Origin of the sequence: Acidisphaera sp. L21 (genome assembly GCF_009765685.1) — a bacterium.
Classification (GTDB): Bacteria; Pseudomonadota; Alphaproteobacteria; order Acetobacterales; family Acetobacteraceae; genus LMUY01.
In genome coordinates, this window is the sequence record NZ_LMUY01000145.1 from 64,519 (window position 1) to 79,330 (window position 14,812).

Below are 14,812 nucleotides of genomic sequence, written 5' to 3' on the forward strand. Positions count from 1 at the left end.
GCCAGTCCGACGGCTGCGCCTTGGCGGCGCGCACCGGCAGTTCCTGCGCCAGCAGCGCATCGGCCAGCGCCTGGGACCAGGCCCGGGCCGCGTCGTCCGTCAGCAGGGAGTCGGTCGGGAGCGGGATGGCCAGGCGGGAGGGCGGGGGCTGCGCCAGGCGCATGGCGGTGGCGCCAGGGTTGCCGAGGAAGGGCTGCGGCAGGTCGCCGCACCCGGCCAGCAGCAGCATCGCCCCCAACGCGCCCAGCAGGGCCAGGCGGTTAGGTGAGCACACAGCCGAACAGCACGATGAGGACAATGAAGAGGATTACCGCGAGGGGGAGGTAGGGCATGCGATGATGGAGACCTGATGGCCGATCGGGCCGCCCCCGGCAAGCGTGCGGCGACGGTGGCTGTAAAACCGCACTTCGTCGGTCAACGTGTCCAGCCCTAGCACGGTCACGGTTGCGCCAGCCGCGCGCAGGCGTTGGGCGCAGTAGCCCGGCAGGTCGAACAGCCAGTGGCCGGGGCGGCCATCAGCGAAGAACTGGGCGTCGGATTGGTCGCGCGCCAGCACGGCATCGCGCAGGTCGGCGGCGACCTCGTAGGCGGCGGGGCCGATGCAGGGGCCGACCGTGGCGTGAATGGATTGGCCGCCCATCGCCTCGACCACTGCCTCCAACACGCCGGACACGGCGCCGCGCCAGCCGGCATGGGCGGCGCCGACGATGCCGGGACCGGCGAACAGCACGGGGGCGCAATCGGCGGTGACGATGGCGAGGCCGATGCCGGGGCGGCGCGTGACCATCGCATCGGCGCGCGGGCCGCTGCCGGGCTGCCAGGGCTCGTCGACGGTGACGACGTCTGGGCCGTGCACCTGGTGCAGGCCGACCAACTGGTCCACGCCGATGGCGGCGGCGGCCCGGCGACGGTTTTCGGCCACCGCCTCGGGCGCGTCGGCGCTGGACAGGCTGCAGTTGAGGCTGGCGAAGGGGCCGGTCGAGACGCCGCCCTCGCGGGTGAAGAAGCCGTGCGGGGCGGCCAAGTGGGGGTCGCTGATATGCGGGGTCATGCTTCGAATCCGGCTGGGGTCGGCAGGCCCGGCGAGGTGAGCGCCAGTGCCTTGAACAATGCGCCCATCCGGTCCGGTTCGGCCAGACGGCGCCCGGCCTCGGTCAGGCGTAGCGCCGCCCGCGGGGGGACGGTTTGGGCCAGGCGGTTGATGCGGGCGAACAGGCCCAGCCGGGTGAGGAACTTGCCCTGGGCGAGCGGGCCGTGGGCTGGCAGGGCGGAGGCGCGGGCGAAGGCGGCGAAATCCACGTGCGCGGTGAGGTCGGCGGAGCCCGGTTCGGCCAGCGGGTCGCAGAACTTGCCGTCGCGCAGGGCCTGCAGGCTGTCGCCGGGGCCGCTGGCGTAGGGCCCGTAATCCATGAACAGGGCGACGCCGGGTGCGGCGCGCAGGCGGTCGCCGATGTGCTGCGCCAGCGCCGGGTCGAGGGTTTCGTACAGGCCCGGTGCGGTGGCGGTGAGGTTCGCGGGCGGGGGGCAGCTTTGTTCGACCCAGGCGCCGCCGGCGACATGGCGCTCGGTCCATTGGCCGTCATTGAGGACAAATTGGCGAATGGGCAGGGCGTCGAGGAATTCGTTGGCCAGCAGGATGATCGGGCCGGGGGGCAGGTCCTCGATCCGGTCGTGCCAGGTGGCGCCGGGGAGTTTGGCGGCCTGGATGGCGCGTAGGCGGGGAGAGGTTTCAACCAGATGCAGGCGCAACGCGGCGTGGAAGGCGGGGGCGACGCGGGCGATGGTGCGGATCGCGTCCGCCATCAACGTGCCGCGGCCGGGGCCGGCTTCGGCCAGGATCACCTTGTCCGGCCGGCCCAGGGCTTCCCAGGTGATGGCGGCCCAGGCGCCCAGGACCTCGCCAAAGGCCTGGCTGATCTCGGGTGCGGTGGTGAAGTCGGCGAACGGGTCGTGCGAGGCGTAGTATAGCGCGTTGGCGCGCGCCATGAATTCGTCCAGCCGCTCCATCACGCCGTGGTCGGTAGGGAAGCGATCGTCACGGGCGGGCGCAGGCGGCCGTTGATGATGAGCGCGATGCCGGCCAGGGCCATGGGGATGGAGAGCAACTGGCCCATCGTGGCGCCCTCGAACAGGAAGCCGAGGAAGGCGTCTGGCTGGCGAAACAGCTCCCCCACGCTGCGAGCGATGGCGTAGCCGACCAGGAAGATGCCGGCGAGGGTGCCGAAGCGGGCGCGGATCGCATCGGACCGGGCGAGGAACCAGAGGAGCAGGAAGAGGAGGAGCCCCTCCATGAGGGCCTGGTAGATCTGGCTGGGATGGCGGGGCACCGGGCCGGCATTGGGGAAGATCATCGCCCAGGGCAGCCAGTCGGGCGCCGGGCGGCCCCAGAGTTCGCCGTTGATGAAGTTGGCGATGCGGCCCAGGCCGAGGCCGATGGGAACCACGACGCAAATGCGGTCACCGAAGCCGAGGATGGGGATGCGCTGCTGCCAGCAATAGATGATCACCGCGATGATGACGCCGAGGGCGCCGCCATGGAAGCTCATCCCGCCTTCCCAGACGGCGAAGATCGACAATGGCTCCGATAGGAAGCGGGTGGGCTGGTAGAAGAACACGTAGCCCAGCCGTCCGCCCAGCACGACGCCCAGCGTCGCCCAGGTGAGGAAGTCGTCGGTCTGCAGGGCGGTGGCCACGACCGGCGTGCGTTGCACCAGGCGGCGCGCGATGCGCCAGCCCAGCAGCAGGCTGCCGATATAGGCGAGCGCGTACCAACGGATGGCGAGCGGCCCGACCTGGATCAATACCGGGTCGAACTGCGGGAACAACAGGACTGGAATCACCGATAGGGGTCCGAACTCTCCAGGTAATCCACAACGTAGCGGCGGATACCTTCTTCCAAAATGGTGAACTGCCCATCGTACCCGGCGGCACGCAAGCGGTCCATGTTTGCCTGGGTGAAGGATTGGTAGCCCGCGCGCAGGCTGGACGGCATGTCGATGAACTCCACCCGCTCCGGCACCTGGGCGGCGCGGCAGACGGCTTCGGCAAGGTGTTGGTAGGAGCGGCCGTTGCCGGTGCCGAGATTGAAGAGGCCGTTGACGCCGGGCGAGGCGAGCAGCCACAGCATGACGTCCACCACGTCGCCGACCCAGATGAAGTCGCGGATCTGCTGGCCGTCCGCCAGGCCGGGTTCGATGGAGCGGAACAGCTTGGGCGCACGGCCGCTCTGGATGTCGTCCCACTTGATCTTCACGACCGAGATCATCGAGCCCTTGTGATACTCGTTCGGGCCGTAGACGTTGAAGAATTTGAGCCCGGCCCATTGCGGCGGCCGCGCGCCGCCGGTGCGGATGATCTTGGCGACCCGTAGGTCGAAGGCGTGCTTGCTCCAGCCATACAGGTTGCGCGGCTTCAGCGTGGCCAGTGCGTCGATGTCGTCATCGAACCCGGCCGATCCGTCGCCGTAGGTCGCGGCGGAGGATGCGTAGACCAGCCGCACCTGGTGCGCCGCGCACCAGTTCCATAGCATCATCGGCAGTTCGACGTTGGTCATCCACACCAGGTCGCCGTCCGTCGCGGTGGTGGCGCTGATGGCGCCGAGATGGAACACCATCTTCAGCGGCGGGTCGCTGGCCAGGAAATGCTCCAGCGCATCGGGCATCAGGATCTGCGCAGGGGGATAGGCGGCAAGGTTGCGCCACTTCCCCGCCTCGCCCAGCCAATCGACGATGGCGACCTCATGCCCGGCCTCGGCCAGGGCGGCGTTCAGGTTGGAGCCGATGAAGCCGGCGCCGCCGGTGATCAGGATCATGGGCGGGGTTATAGGGGCGGGTTGTGAGGGGGGACAAGGATGGGGAGGCTACGGGCGTGGCGCCCCCTATGATGGCCTGCCCCTAGGCCGACGGGGGGACGTGCGTGAGGGGCCACATTCACGCCATGCATCATTCGTGATTGGCCCTCCGATTATCGATTGGAGGGCCAATTGACACCGAAGAGGACATGCGATTTAGATCCGCGTGGACGTGCGAAAGTCACTGCCCGGTCGGTAGTCCGGGTGACGTTTTGCGTTCGTGCAGCCTACACGCTCTATCCCAGGCGTGGGCAACCTGCGCGTCCTTTCCCCACGGTGGGAGAGGAGCGTCCTATGGAAATCGCCCGCTATCTGATTGCCTTGGTTGCCGTGTTCAATTTTGGCGGCCTGGTTGCCGATGCCATCGTGCCGGCCAGTGCCCGGCAGCATTTGTTCAACCCGCACTGGCCACCACACGCCAAATTCCACAATGCACAGACCATGCTGATGGGCCTGGTGAGCGGCATCTTGTCGCTGGCCATCCTGTTCGGCACGCCGTCGCTCAGCCTTCCCGTCTTCTTGCTGGCGGCGGCGATCGCGGCAAACTACTTCGTGACGATGGCGCTCGCGCCGTTGTTTCCGGGGACCGCCTGGATGGACCCGGCGTTTGCCCCAGGCACACCCCGCCCACTCGGCCTGGCCCCGCAACAGCTTATCACGTACGTGCTTTGCGGCGTCGTCATCGTCGCCATCGTTCTCGCCGTCTCCGCCTAGCGATGAGGGTCAGTCCGCTTTCCAGTTCCTGACCCTGGCGGACTGACCATTTTCCGGCATCAGCGGTCCGGGTAATGGTGCCAAAGCGTTTGGTTTCGGACCAGTGCGGTCATAACTCGGCGGCGCAGATGTGCCCGAACGCCGACGCTCCGCATGGTGCAGACTTCAAGCAGACCGTGTGAAAACGCGATTCGAAGGTGAAATAGGCCCATCCCTGCTTCAGAAGCCTGCAACGAAGCGGCGCGGGACCGGTGGACGGACTTGCCGAAAACCAGCGCTCCCGACACCGGACCGTCAACAACCGTGGCTGTCAGCAAGCCAAAATGCTGCGGGTAAGGCTCCTCAGGCCGCCAAAGCGGCCATGAGATCGGAGAACCCGACAATGTTGAGCACTCGTCGCAGGTTGTAGGCGAGCGCAGTCAGGCTGAACTCGCCCCGCACCTTCTCAAGTCCGCGCATCAGGAACGCGCCCTGGTTCATCCATTGCTTTATTGTGCCGAACGGATGTTCCACCGTCTCCCGCCGCTGGTCGAGCACACCCGGGCGCTTCGCCAGCCGCGCCTGCATCCGGTCCAGCACCGCTTCGTTTTCCAGCCGGGAGACCGCGCGGAACTTGCCGTTCGTGCAGAGATGACGGAGTTTGCAATTGTCGCAGGCCAACTTATTGACGTAGTTGGTCTTCTTCAGCCCGCGCAGCAAAGACGATGTATAGGGATGCAGGTGCTGGCCAGCCGGGCAAGTATACCTGTCGCTCTCGGCATCGTAGGCGAACTCATCCTTGCGGAACAGGCCGGCCTTCACTGAAGGACCCCGCTGCGGCCGCGGCACGTAGGGCACCATCCCGGCCGTCTCGCAGGCCTCGATGTCCTCGATCTTGAAGTAGCCCTTGTCGGCAACGACGTCGATCGTCTCGACACCAAGCACCTCTTTGGCCGGCTCTGCTGTCTGCGTCATCATCCCCATGTCGACGACCTGGTTGGTGACCTGCTGTTCGACAATCAGCTTGTGTTTCACGTCGACCGCCACCTGCACGTTGTAGCCGACAGCAACGTGGGTGTGCGCCGCCATCGCCCGGCTGTCAGGGTCGGTGAGCGAAATCTGGTCCTCCCCGGTCTTGTCCAGGTGCGCCAGCATCTCCTTGCACCGAGTGCGCCGCCCGTGAATCGCGGTGATCTTCTCGGCGAGGTTCTTGACGCGCGAGCCGCCCGTCTTTGCCTCGGCCGCGTCGCACTCGTCGAGCCGCTTCATGTAGTCATCCATCTTGGCGTCAGCCAATTCGATGAACTTGGTCAACGACGCACGCGTAAAATTGCGATCCTTATTGTTGACCGCCTTGATCCGGGTGCCGTCGACGGCGAGCAGTTCGCGGCCGAACAGGTTCATCTGACGACATAGCAGCACGAACTGGCGGAATACCGGACGGAAGGCCTTGTGGTTTAGCCGGCGAAAGTCGGCGATGGTCTTGAAATTGGGCTTCAGGTGCCGCAGCAGCCAGATGACCTCGAGGTTCCGGTTGGTTTCGGCTTCCAGCCGGCGGCTGGAGCGGACGCGGTTCAAATAGCCGTATATATAGAGCTTGAGCAGGTCCTTCGGATCGTAGCCAGGCCGTCCGGTTGCCTTTGAGGTCACCCGGACGAAGCCCGCCGCGGCCAGGTCGAGGCCATCGATGAAGGCATCGATGAAACGGACCGGGTTTTCAGGACCAACGTATTCGTCCAGCGATTCAGGAAGCAGCAGGGCCTGGGAGCGTTCGTGGCCGGCGATGTGCGTCATGCGCAGGATTCTAACCGAGCTCGCTCCGAGCCGGAATCCGTTACGGAGCAGATTTCACACGGTCTGCTTGAATTATGCACCATCCCAATGTCGGCTTTCGGGCATGCCAGCGCTGGTCAGTTATGGCCATCATTTCCTGCCCTCTGTGGATGCTGTAGGTGCTGCGCTGCCCAAGCGTCAGGCGCCCAGTCTCTTCGTGGTCAATCGGAGTGTTTTTGGGCATTTGCAACCCACAAATGAGAGTGTCTCTGGCTAATTCGGAAGCCTGCAAAGGGCGACTGACGCTCTGCCGCGTAGTCAAGCGCTTGTCAGCGCATCTCCTGCCACGGGCTTCTCACCAGGTTTCGCGAGGTCATCGATTGCAGCTCTATCTAACATCAGCACCGCTGACATCGTCCTGCGTCCACCATCTGGCTCTCTTGCCCGCCCTGTCATCTGCCAGTGCAAGCAACGCAGCCTGGGACAGGGTCCGGTGGAGGAGACGGCTGTTGTCAGACGCCAGGGTGGAACTCTCACCTGAAATCTCGTCTAGAAGGTTGTCCAAGTCGCCACCTGCAGGGCTGCGGTGGCAGACAAACACCTCCGCTCATGAGATATCATTGCTCTTGAGGAAGCCGAGAACGTCTCGCTCGAAAAGATCAGGAGCCTCAAGGTGGGGCCAGTGGCCTACTGTAGGATACTCTCGGCAGATTACCGGGCCCAAGAATGCAAGCCCAGCTTTCCGAAAGATTGCCTTTCGGACTTCGGGTTCGTCCTGACCATAGATGACCAGACCAGGGGGTGAAAGCTTGACGGAAAACGCGTCTGCGTCTGCGTCGGGAAGAGGCAATCGGTAGTAGTCGACGGAGGCACGTGACCTGCCCTCTAGCCTTAAAGCATCTTTCACGTCTTTGGCATGCACCCGTGCTGTCTGCCAGTGCGGGCTCCAGAGTGTGTACAGGTAATCGACCTCTGCAAAGTCGTCCTTCTCCAGGAGGAGTGCCGAGGCTTCGCCTTGTCCAAGGTAGGCGTTGTGAGGGCGTACTTGGCGTTCTTCAGTGCTATCTTCAGATACCAGAAATGGCGGGATGGCCAGAGCAATGATGGCGGCAACTTTCGCGGGGGCTATGGCTGCAGCCGCATAGGCCGCCAAGGCCCCCCAATCATGCCCTATAATAACCGCCTTGGTTGTTCCAAGTCGATCGATGATACCGAGGGCATCCTTGGCAAGTTGCCTGATGGAATAGTTTGCGTCCTCCGGAATAGCGGAAGGATAATAGCCTCGCTGGAAGAGTGCGACGGCTTGAAAATTATGACTGGCCAGAAAACCCAGTGTGCGCTTCCAAGTGCGAGCGGTATCGGGGAACCCGTGAAGAAGCAGGACTGGCGTGCCTGATCCCTCTTCGAGGTATGCTAGCTCAACGCCATTAATTTTGGTAAGAAGGACGCGTTCGTTCATGATCTCTCCAACGCGTCATTGCCGATCTTGTTGATAGCGGAGGCATGGTAAGCGGTGGGACCTCGCAGATCAATTCTCCTGCGGTTCGACGATGCCGCGAGGCCGTCCAACCATGCTTGAACATGCTGACCGCCCCCGGGCGCGGTTCCTCGTCTAGCAAAAAGTGGATCGACGGAAGGCACATCACGCGGCAGCCGAGGCGGCCTTCTGCACTTTCTGCCGACCGTTCGCGGTCCCCCTACATCTACGGCTTGTTGTCCACGCTTGTTTCCCCGTCGCATCCACCCTCTCCTGAGGATGGCGACGGAGGTCCGGTGTAGAAGGCAGCCGTCCGGCGCAGCTTCGACAAAAATGGCCGGGACGTCAAATACATCAGGGGGCTTGCGGCAATTCATGCAGCAGGAGGGTTCACAATGGTCGTCACTCCATCAGGGCCGCCCGGCATGCCTGAGAATGCCATACGGCTACGTAGCCTACCTTTTCTGTCTTTTGCTACTCCGCCAATCCGGTGCTCTGTCGGACCTTACATGGCGTCGAGGAGATCGGGCGTGCTTCCGAGAAAACGCTGACCGTCGATCGCTTTAAGGAGCAGCTGCAAAACTGGCTGGTGCGGCCCTGCTGTCCTGTCAGGGGCATGCCTCCTTCCAATGGGCGTGGTCTTTATTGCAGGCGCCTGCCTCTGCTGGGTAACGACAATAATTTGACCCGCAAGCTGTCATCCGCTGAGGCTGATATCCTTCGGGCCAGCATGCAGAGGAGGCCACGATGGCGGTGGTGGTCACGCTCTCCCCCTCCGGTGCTCCGGCCACGCTGGGCAGGACCAGGATATCTGGCGCGGCAACACAGCCCTAGGCGCCTCCGCGAGCAGCGTTCTCTCCCGGTGCACGAACCGCCCGCCACGTTGTGCGGAACGGTGGGCGACGGCGAAGCCATAGTCTTTCCTCTGCTGACGCTTCAATGCGACCCAATCGGCACCAAACCCTGTCGTCTTCAACTAGTATTTCGACACAGAGATTTTGACTGGTTGGCCGGAGACGTGGCCAGCTTACATCCGCTACCTGCAAAGGCTGGTTCCGACCGAAAGCGCACGTGGCTACCCTAATCGTCGAGATGTCTTTCCGTGTTTCGACACACACGCGCGGCTGACAATGGTACGGCTTAGCGGCTCAAGCCATTCGCGCAGTAGAACTCGGCGAGCGCGCGTGTAGAGTCGAGCCACACTTTCGGCAAACGGATATTGCTGAACATTTGCTTATAGCGACTGCGGTTCGCTCTGGTGGCTACGGTAATGTGGTGGATGACATCCCATTTCACGCTGTCGCGACCGCCCGCAAGTGCCCCTCGACGATCACGCTCGAACCAGCAGCGCGGGATATAGCGGTAAAGGCTCACTACGGTGGGAACATCAAGTAGGACGAACCCGGTAGCGTGATGCAGCCTTTGAGGAAGAAGCCGCGAGTAATTGCCATCAATGACCCAGTGAGGCCCCATAATTGCCGCATCATGAAGGGCGCCAAACTCGTCTGCCGGTCGGGGAATCCAATCGGTATGCGGCAGGTGGTGAAGTTGATCGAGGTGGATCGGCACTAACCTCCGTGCCCGCGAGATTGCTTCCGCCAGCGTGGACTGGCCGCTGTTGGACGGTCCCACGATGCAGATGCGCGTCCCAAGCTCGTCCAGCGTCATGATGTGGCTTTTAGCTCGGCCAGAGAGCTTCCGCAAAGGATGGGAAACGGGAATCACTCGGGTACCACTCGACATTCGTGTTTCGAACCCGTCAAAATCACGGTGCAGTGGTACTAGGCACGTTCGACCAACGACTAAAATTCATCTAGGGTTTGCTCAAAGAGCTAATCCAATAGCTGGAGAGGACCACCGCTTGAGAGGGCCGGGAGCGGAGAAGGGGCATTTGTGCTGCCTCGAGAACTGGGTGTCGAGGGCCTGCTCAGGGTCGTCGGCCGGGCAGAAAGGTTCGAGAAACGTGGAAATGATAGTCATGGATGTCCGGCATCGTATCCAGCTGGCGGTTGCCACAGCAGACTGGGTGTTGCGGGGAATTGGCCTGGCGAGCACTTTGCTGCTCGTCGGGGCCTCCGCTGTGCCGCACCACCCACCCGTGCTTTGGGCGTGGGAGCGGACAGAGGTCCTAAACACCATGCCGCTCTCCTTCGACGTGGCGGCCGTCGTCGGATTCATCCGCCTTGAGGGCGGGACGGTAACGGTAGCCCGCGGACGTCGATTTCCCCTGATGCTGCGTGAAGGCGCCCATCAACCGACAGGCGTCGTGCACATCGAAATAGACCAGACGCGGCCGCTGCTGTGGACGGAGGGTTTGCGGGCGGAGGTAGTCGGCGCGGTCCTGGCATTTATGCGACCTTATGCGGCTGTGCAGGTGGATATGGAGGTACGGGACAGCCAGCGCGTTGCGCTGCTGGACGTGCTGCGCGGGGTGCGTGCGGGTCGCCCGCCTGGGACCACGCTTTCCATGACCGCGCTGGCCTCATGGTGTGATACGGAGCACTGGCTGGCTGCGGCGCCGGTGGACGAGATCGTGCCCATGCTGTTCCGCATGGGACCCAGTGGCGCCCGTCTCCAGGACAAGCTGGCTCGCGGCGGCGACTTCGGTGAGCCATGGTGCCGTCAGGCCTTGGGCATTTCCACCGATACGCCTGTGGCCATCCCACAGGGCCGCCGCGTCTATGTGTTCAACCCGCACCCGTGGGACGCGGGTGCAGTGGCGGCGCTTGAGCAGAGGGGTTTTCGATGAAGCGTTCCTTCCTTCGAGGCAGCTTGGCGGTTCTCGCCGCGGCGGCGGCTTTCGCGCCAGCTGCCGCCTCCACCGACGGCTCGCCTGCGAACTGGGCGTTGAGTGAGTTTGGCGGCGCCCCCGCCCAGCGGCAGATGCTCTATAGCGGCACGCCTGGCGTATTGATGGGCACGTCGCCTGCCAGTCTTCTACTCGTCGGGTGGAGGCGGCTGCACGGGCAAACCGTTTCGACAGCCGCGGGCGAAGCTTTGGCGGTGCCGTGCTGCGGGGACAACAGTGCGGCTGATCCGACAGCACCATGGCTGGAGACGCGCAAAACTGTAACCGGCGCCATGACGTTGAACGGCCCGCTCGCCACCGACCGCCCGGGGCCGGACTACACCAGCGTCCCAAACTGCATGGCCGACGCTTTTCTCAACGCCACCCGCACTTTGCAGGCCCGCATTGGCAGCTACGGCGTGGACTCCCCGGACGTGCGGTCATGGCTTGCGGGTCAGGATGCCGTGTTCGCCGCCTGCGCCGCACCGGCGTCGCGCCTGCCTGGGTTGCCCGACACAGCGCCTGCCTGGCTGCGGGCCGACCATCAGTATCAGTCGGCGGCTCTGGAATTCTACAACGGCGCCTACCCGGCGGCAGCCGAAGCATTCGCAGCCATCGCAGCGGATACAACATCCCCGTGGCATGATATCGCGCCCTACCTGCGAGTGCGCGCACTGTTGCGGCAGGCACTGACAACCCACGTGCCCGCTGACTTCGCAACGGCACGCGAGGCGGCGCGGGACGTGCCCCCAGCGGCCAAGCTGGCGGACATGGCTCAATTGCATGGCGATCCAAATGCGGCCGCTACACGGCTGGCGACTGCGCTGGAGGCACCCGAGCTCTCGGCACAAGCGGCTCCCGACTTCAAGGATTTGCAATTTTTGGGAGGGAGCGCAACGAAGCCGGAGTTGTTGGATTGGATTGTCACCTTCAAGACCGGCGCGGCCGCACCCCCTGTTCCGCCACCTGACAGTCCCACAAAGCTGGATGCGGCCAAGGCTGCTGAGGACCGTCGTGTCGCGGCCCTGGCCCACGCGCAGGATCGCTACAGTGCGACGCACGACAAAGCCTGGCTGCTGGCTGCGCTTGCGCTGATGCAACCAGACGAGACATCCGGCACCATCTTGTTGGCCGATGCCGCGGCCCTGGAACCCCACGATCCGGCGTTTTTGACCGCGCTGTTCCACCGGGTGCGTCTATTGAACGGCACCGCCGACCTGTCAACTCTGCGCCCCCTGGTGGATGCGGTTCTGGCCCGGACGGACCTGACCACGACGACACGCAACCTGTTCCTGGCGGAACGGCTGCAACTCGCCACCGGCCTGCCGGAAGTGGCCGCGTTTCTAATGCGGCAACGACAGTGCCAAGACGGCGACGGCTGCATCGGGAACGCCTGGGGGTTTTCGGGGATCGGCCAGGGGCTTTTCGGGAGTGACGGGAGGGGGCTCGGGGATGATGGGCGCTACCTGATCGACCGCATGGCGCTGTCCACCCGGATGGCGCTGAGCGGGCAGACTTCTCTACCGGCGCCTATCCGCATGGACATTGCCCTGACGAGTTTTGCCCGCGCGGTGCTGCTGCATGATGATACGGCTGCAGACGCGCTTGCAGGATCGCTGCAAACGTTGTTGCCGGTCATGAGGGCTGAATTCGGCGCAGTGCCGAAGGCACGGCCTGGACCTGACAAGCTGTATGCCGAATATCTCTTGTTCGCAAAGATACCCGGCTTGCGAGCTGACCTGCTGGATTACACTCGCCCAGAGGGCAACATCACCGACTTCCAGGGCAGCTGGCCGAACTGGGTCGTCCTGGCCAGGCCAGATCCGGAAGCAATCCCGCCGGGATCTGCGCGTTACGACAATGCCTATTACCAGATACTCGACGTGCCAGCCGGTACAGATCTGGGAAACGGACACCGCCGCATCCCGGACATCGTCTGCGATGGCATGTGCGGTGCAGGCGGCTTCGTGCCGCGTATGCCAGGGTTCTTGACGGACACGGCGGGAAAGGCACTGGTAGAACGGCGCTTCCTGCCACCGCCGGGCAAGTATGGCGACGCGGGCACCATGCCCCTCGACCGGGCGGAGGCGTTCCCAAGCGTAGCAACCGCCCCGGTGAAGGCGCAGGCGGCTCCGCCTGGCGCCACCTACATCTGGGAGTTCATTCTCGACTACGTCACCAAGCACCCACAAGACCCACGTGCTCCGGAGGCGCTGCACTGGCTGATCCACATCGGTCATTATGGGCAGAGCCACGATCATTCCGGACGGCGGGCTTTCATGCTGCTTCATAGTCGTTATTCGAACAGTACCTGGGCGAAGCAGAACCCGTTCTACTATGATTGAGTCCAATGCAGAGGGCGAGATGGCGGACGCGCGCCTGCAAAGCACCTTATAAGCAAAATTCTGAAGAGGGATGAAGGCCGATAATCACGGGGCTGTATCTATCTTCCCGTGCACTTTCCAACAGGCACCGATCTTTGGCCGTAAACTGTCTGCCCAGCCGGAGCCCCTTGCTGGTATTGTGCCAAGCAGGTTTGTGCCGCCGTCAGACGAGTAAATGTGCGTCTCGTATATAAGCAAGTCTTTGGCTGGAACTCTCAGTCGAACCTGGCGTTTCGCGCAATTCCCCCCACCCTCATCAACCTCAAACCTCCAGAATGGGACAAAACCAATGCAAGACGTAATCCTGGGCACCTCTGTCGAGCTGCCACAGGCCGTGATGCAGTCAGTCTCGCTGAACCTCACCGTCAATGGACAGCAGCGTGAATTCGTCGTTGAACCATGGACCACGCTGCTGGACCTGCTGCGCCATGAGATGGATCTGACCGGCACCAAGAAGGGCTGCGACCATGGCCAATGCGGCGCCTGCACCGTGCTCATCGACGGCCGTCGGATGAATTCCTGCCTGGCACTAGCCGTGATGCAGGATGGCAAGACCGTCACCACCGTTGAGGGCCTGGCAGCACCTGATGGCACCCTATCCCCAATCCAGGCTGCCTTTATCGAGCATGACGCTTTCCAATGCGGCTATTGTACGCCCGGCCAGCTCTGTTCGGCCACCGCCCTGCTCCAGGAGGGCCATGCCCATACGCCAGAGGAAATCCGCGAACTTATGAGCGGTAATCTCTGCCGGTGCGGAGCCTACCCCAACATCGTGGACGCCATCACCCAGGTCCTGGCCCAGGCCGCTACCCCGGAAGTAGCATAATGAACCGCTTCTCCTATGCCCGGCCGGACACGTTGACCGCTGCCATCCAGGCCCTGGCCCATCCCGGAGCCCGCGCCATCGCAGGTGGCACCAACCTCATCGATCTGATGAAATACAGTGTCGAAGTCCCATCCCAGCTAGTCGACATCACCCACCTGCCTTTCGCCAAGATCGAACTCTTGCCGGATGGCGGCCTACGCGTTGGCGCCCTGGTCAAGAATACTGATGCTGCGTACGACGCCCGCATCGGCGAAAGTTATCCTTTGCTGGCCGATGCCATCCTGTCCGGCGCTTCACCCCAGCTGCGCAATGCGGCTACCACCGGCGGCAACCTGCTTCAGCGAACCCGGTGCTACTACTTCTACGACACTGCCACGCCTTGCAACAAACGCCAGCCTGGCTCCGGCTGCTCTGCCATCGGTGGCACCAACCGGGTCCACGCCATTCTTGGAACGAGCGCGGACTGCATCGCCACGCATCCCTCCGACATGTGCGTGGCCCTGGCCGCCCTGGAGGCGGTGGTCCAGGTGTCCGGCCCAGAGGGGGATCGTTCCATCCTGTTCTCTGACTTCCACCGCCTGCCCGGCGCGGAACCGGACAAGGACACGTCGCTCCAGCCCGGCGAAATCATCACCTCGGTCGACCTGCCCGCGCAGCACTTCTCCAGCAACTACACCTACCTCAAGCTACGTGACCGTGCCTCTTATGCATTCGCCCTTGTCTCGATCGCAGTGGCCCTGGAGATGGAAGGCGCCACCATCAAGGCAGCCCGCATTGCGCTGGGTGGCGTAGCCCACAAGCCGTGGCGCGTGCCTGCCGCAGAAGAGGCGCTGGCCGGACAGACGCCCGGGTCTGAGGTGTTCGGCAAGGCGGCTGACCTGATGCTCGCGGGCGCCCAGGGCCAGCCCGGCAACCGCTTCAAGATTGCGCTGGCCCGTAAGGCCATCGTCCGGGCCCTGAAGCAGGCAGCCAATGGCACGCCACAACACGCCACCGACAAGCAGATCCAGTAGCCGCCACA

General features: G+C 63.7%; 12 protein-coding genes and 1 pseudogene. 5 read left to right on the plus strand and 8 right to left on the minus strand.

From position 1 onward, the window contains the following. The 5 genes and pseudogenes from GSQ76_RS26840 to rfaD form a co-directional block, all read right to left on the minus strand. Positions 1–274: pseudogene (locus GSQ76_RS26840) on the minus strand (hypothetical protein); the annotation flags it as partial. 33 nt (positions 275–307) lie between these two features. After that, positions 308–1,051 carry a polyphenol oxidase family protein gene (locus GSQ76_RS26845; RefSeq protein WP_158747144.1) on the minus strand — a complete coding sequence of 248 codons (744 nt, stop codon included), beginning with the start codon at positions 1,049–1,051 and terminating at the stop codon, positions 308–310. Continuing rightward, entirely contained in the window at positions 1,048–2,007 is a 960-nt protein-coding gene (locus GSQ76_RS26850; RefSeq protein WP_158747398.1) for a class I SAM-dependent methyltransferase, read from the minus strand. Before GSQ76_RS26850 ends, GSQ76_RS26845 begins: the two co-directional genes overlap by 4 nt. Further along, complete coding sequence (lgt, locus tag GSQ76_RS26855) at positions 2,007–2,840, minus strand: prolipoprotein diacylglyceryl transferase (RefSeq protein ID WP_158747145.1); 834 nt, start codon at positions 2,838–2,840, stop codon at positions 2,007–2,009. Before lgt ends, GSQ76_RS26850 begins: the two co-directional genes overlap by 1 nt. Continuing rightward, positions 2,837–3,811 carry an ADP-glyceromanno-heptose 6-epimerase gene (rfaD, locus tag GSQ76_RS26860; protein WP_158747146.1) on the minus strand — a complete coding sequence of 325 codons (975 nt, stop codon included), beginning with the start codon at positions 3,809–3,811 and terminating at the stop codon, positions 2,837–2,839. The genes lgt and rfaD overlap by 4 nt, the downstream gene beginning before the upstream one ends. A gap of 333 nt (positions 3,812–4,144) precedes the next feature. On the opposite strand from rfaD, the gene GSQ76_RS26865 reads away from it, so the two are divergent. After that, positions 4,145–4,564 carry a DUF6640 family protein gene (locus GSQ76_RS26865; RefSeq protein ID WP_158747147.1) on the plus strand — a complete coding sequence of 140 codons (420 nt, stop codon included), beginning with the start codon at positions 4,145–4,147 and terminating at the stop codon, positions 4,562–4,564. A gap of 342 nt (positions 4,565–4,906) precedes the next feature. Here GSQ76_RS26865 and GSQ76_RS26870 read toward each other — a convergent pair whose 3' ends face one another. The 3 genes from GSQ76_RS26870 to GSQ76_RS26880 all read right to left on the minus strand — a co-directional run bounded on the left by GSQ76_RS26870 (position 4,907) and on the right by GSQ76_RS26880 (position 9,461). Next, entirely contained in the window at positions 4,907–6,337 is a 1,431-nt protein-coding gene (locus tag GSQ76_RS26870) for an IS1182 family transposase (protein ID WP_158747148.1), read from the minus strand. Positions 6,338–6,923: 586 nt separating this feature from the next. Then, positions 6,924–7,775, minus strand: a complete 852-nt coding sequence (locus GSQ76_RS26875) for an alpha/beta fold hydrolase (RefSeq protein WP_158747149.1) — start codon at positions 7,773–7,775, stop codon at positions 6,924–6,926. A gap of 1,158 nt (positions 7,776–8,933) precedes the next feature. Further along, positions 8,934–9,461 carry an AAA family ATPase gene (locus GSQ76_RS26880; RefSeq protein ID WP_158747150.1) on the minus strand — a complete coding sequence of 176 codons (528 nt, stop codon included), beginning with the start codon at positions 9,459–9,461 and terminating at the stop codon, positions 8,934–8,936. Between the two features lie 310 nt (positions 9,462–9,771). On the opposite strand from GSQ76_RS26880, the gene GSQ76_RS26885 reads away from it, so the two are divergent. From GSQ76_RS26885 to GSQ76_RS26900, 4 genes are all read left to right on the plus strand, one after another. Continuing rightward, positions 9,772–10,542: a hypothetical protein gene (locus GSQ76_RS26885; protein WP_158747151.1), complete on the plus strand. Its 771-nt coding sequence runs from the start codon at positions 9,772–9,774 to the stop codon at positions 10,540–10,542. Further along, complete coding sequence (locus GSQ76_RS26890; RefSeq protein ID WP_158747152.1) at positions 10,539–12,926, plus strand: hypothetical protein; 2,388 nt, start codon at positions 10,539–10,541, stop codon at positions 12,924–12,926. The genes GSQ76_RS26885 and GSQ76_RS26890 overlap by 4 nt, the downstream gene beginning before the upstream one ends. Before the next feature lie 376 nt (positions 12,927–13,302). Next, on the plus strand, positions 13,303–13,791 hold the full coding sequence (locus tag GSQ76_RS26895) for a (2Fe-2S)-binding protein (RefSeq protein ID WP_158747399.1): 489 nt from the start codon (positions 13,303–13,305) through the stop codon (positions 13,789–13,791). After that, entirely contained in the window at positions 13,791–14,804 is a 1,014-nt protein-coding gene (locus tag GSQ76_RS26900) for a xanthine dehydrogenase family protein subunit M (RefSeq protein ID WP_158747153.1), read from the plus strand. Before GSQ76_RS26895 ends, GSQ76_RS26900 begins: the two co-directional genes overlap by 1 nt. The last annotated feature ends 8 nt before the right edge of the window (positions 14,805–14,812 follow it).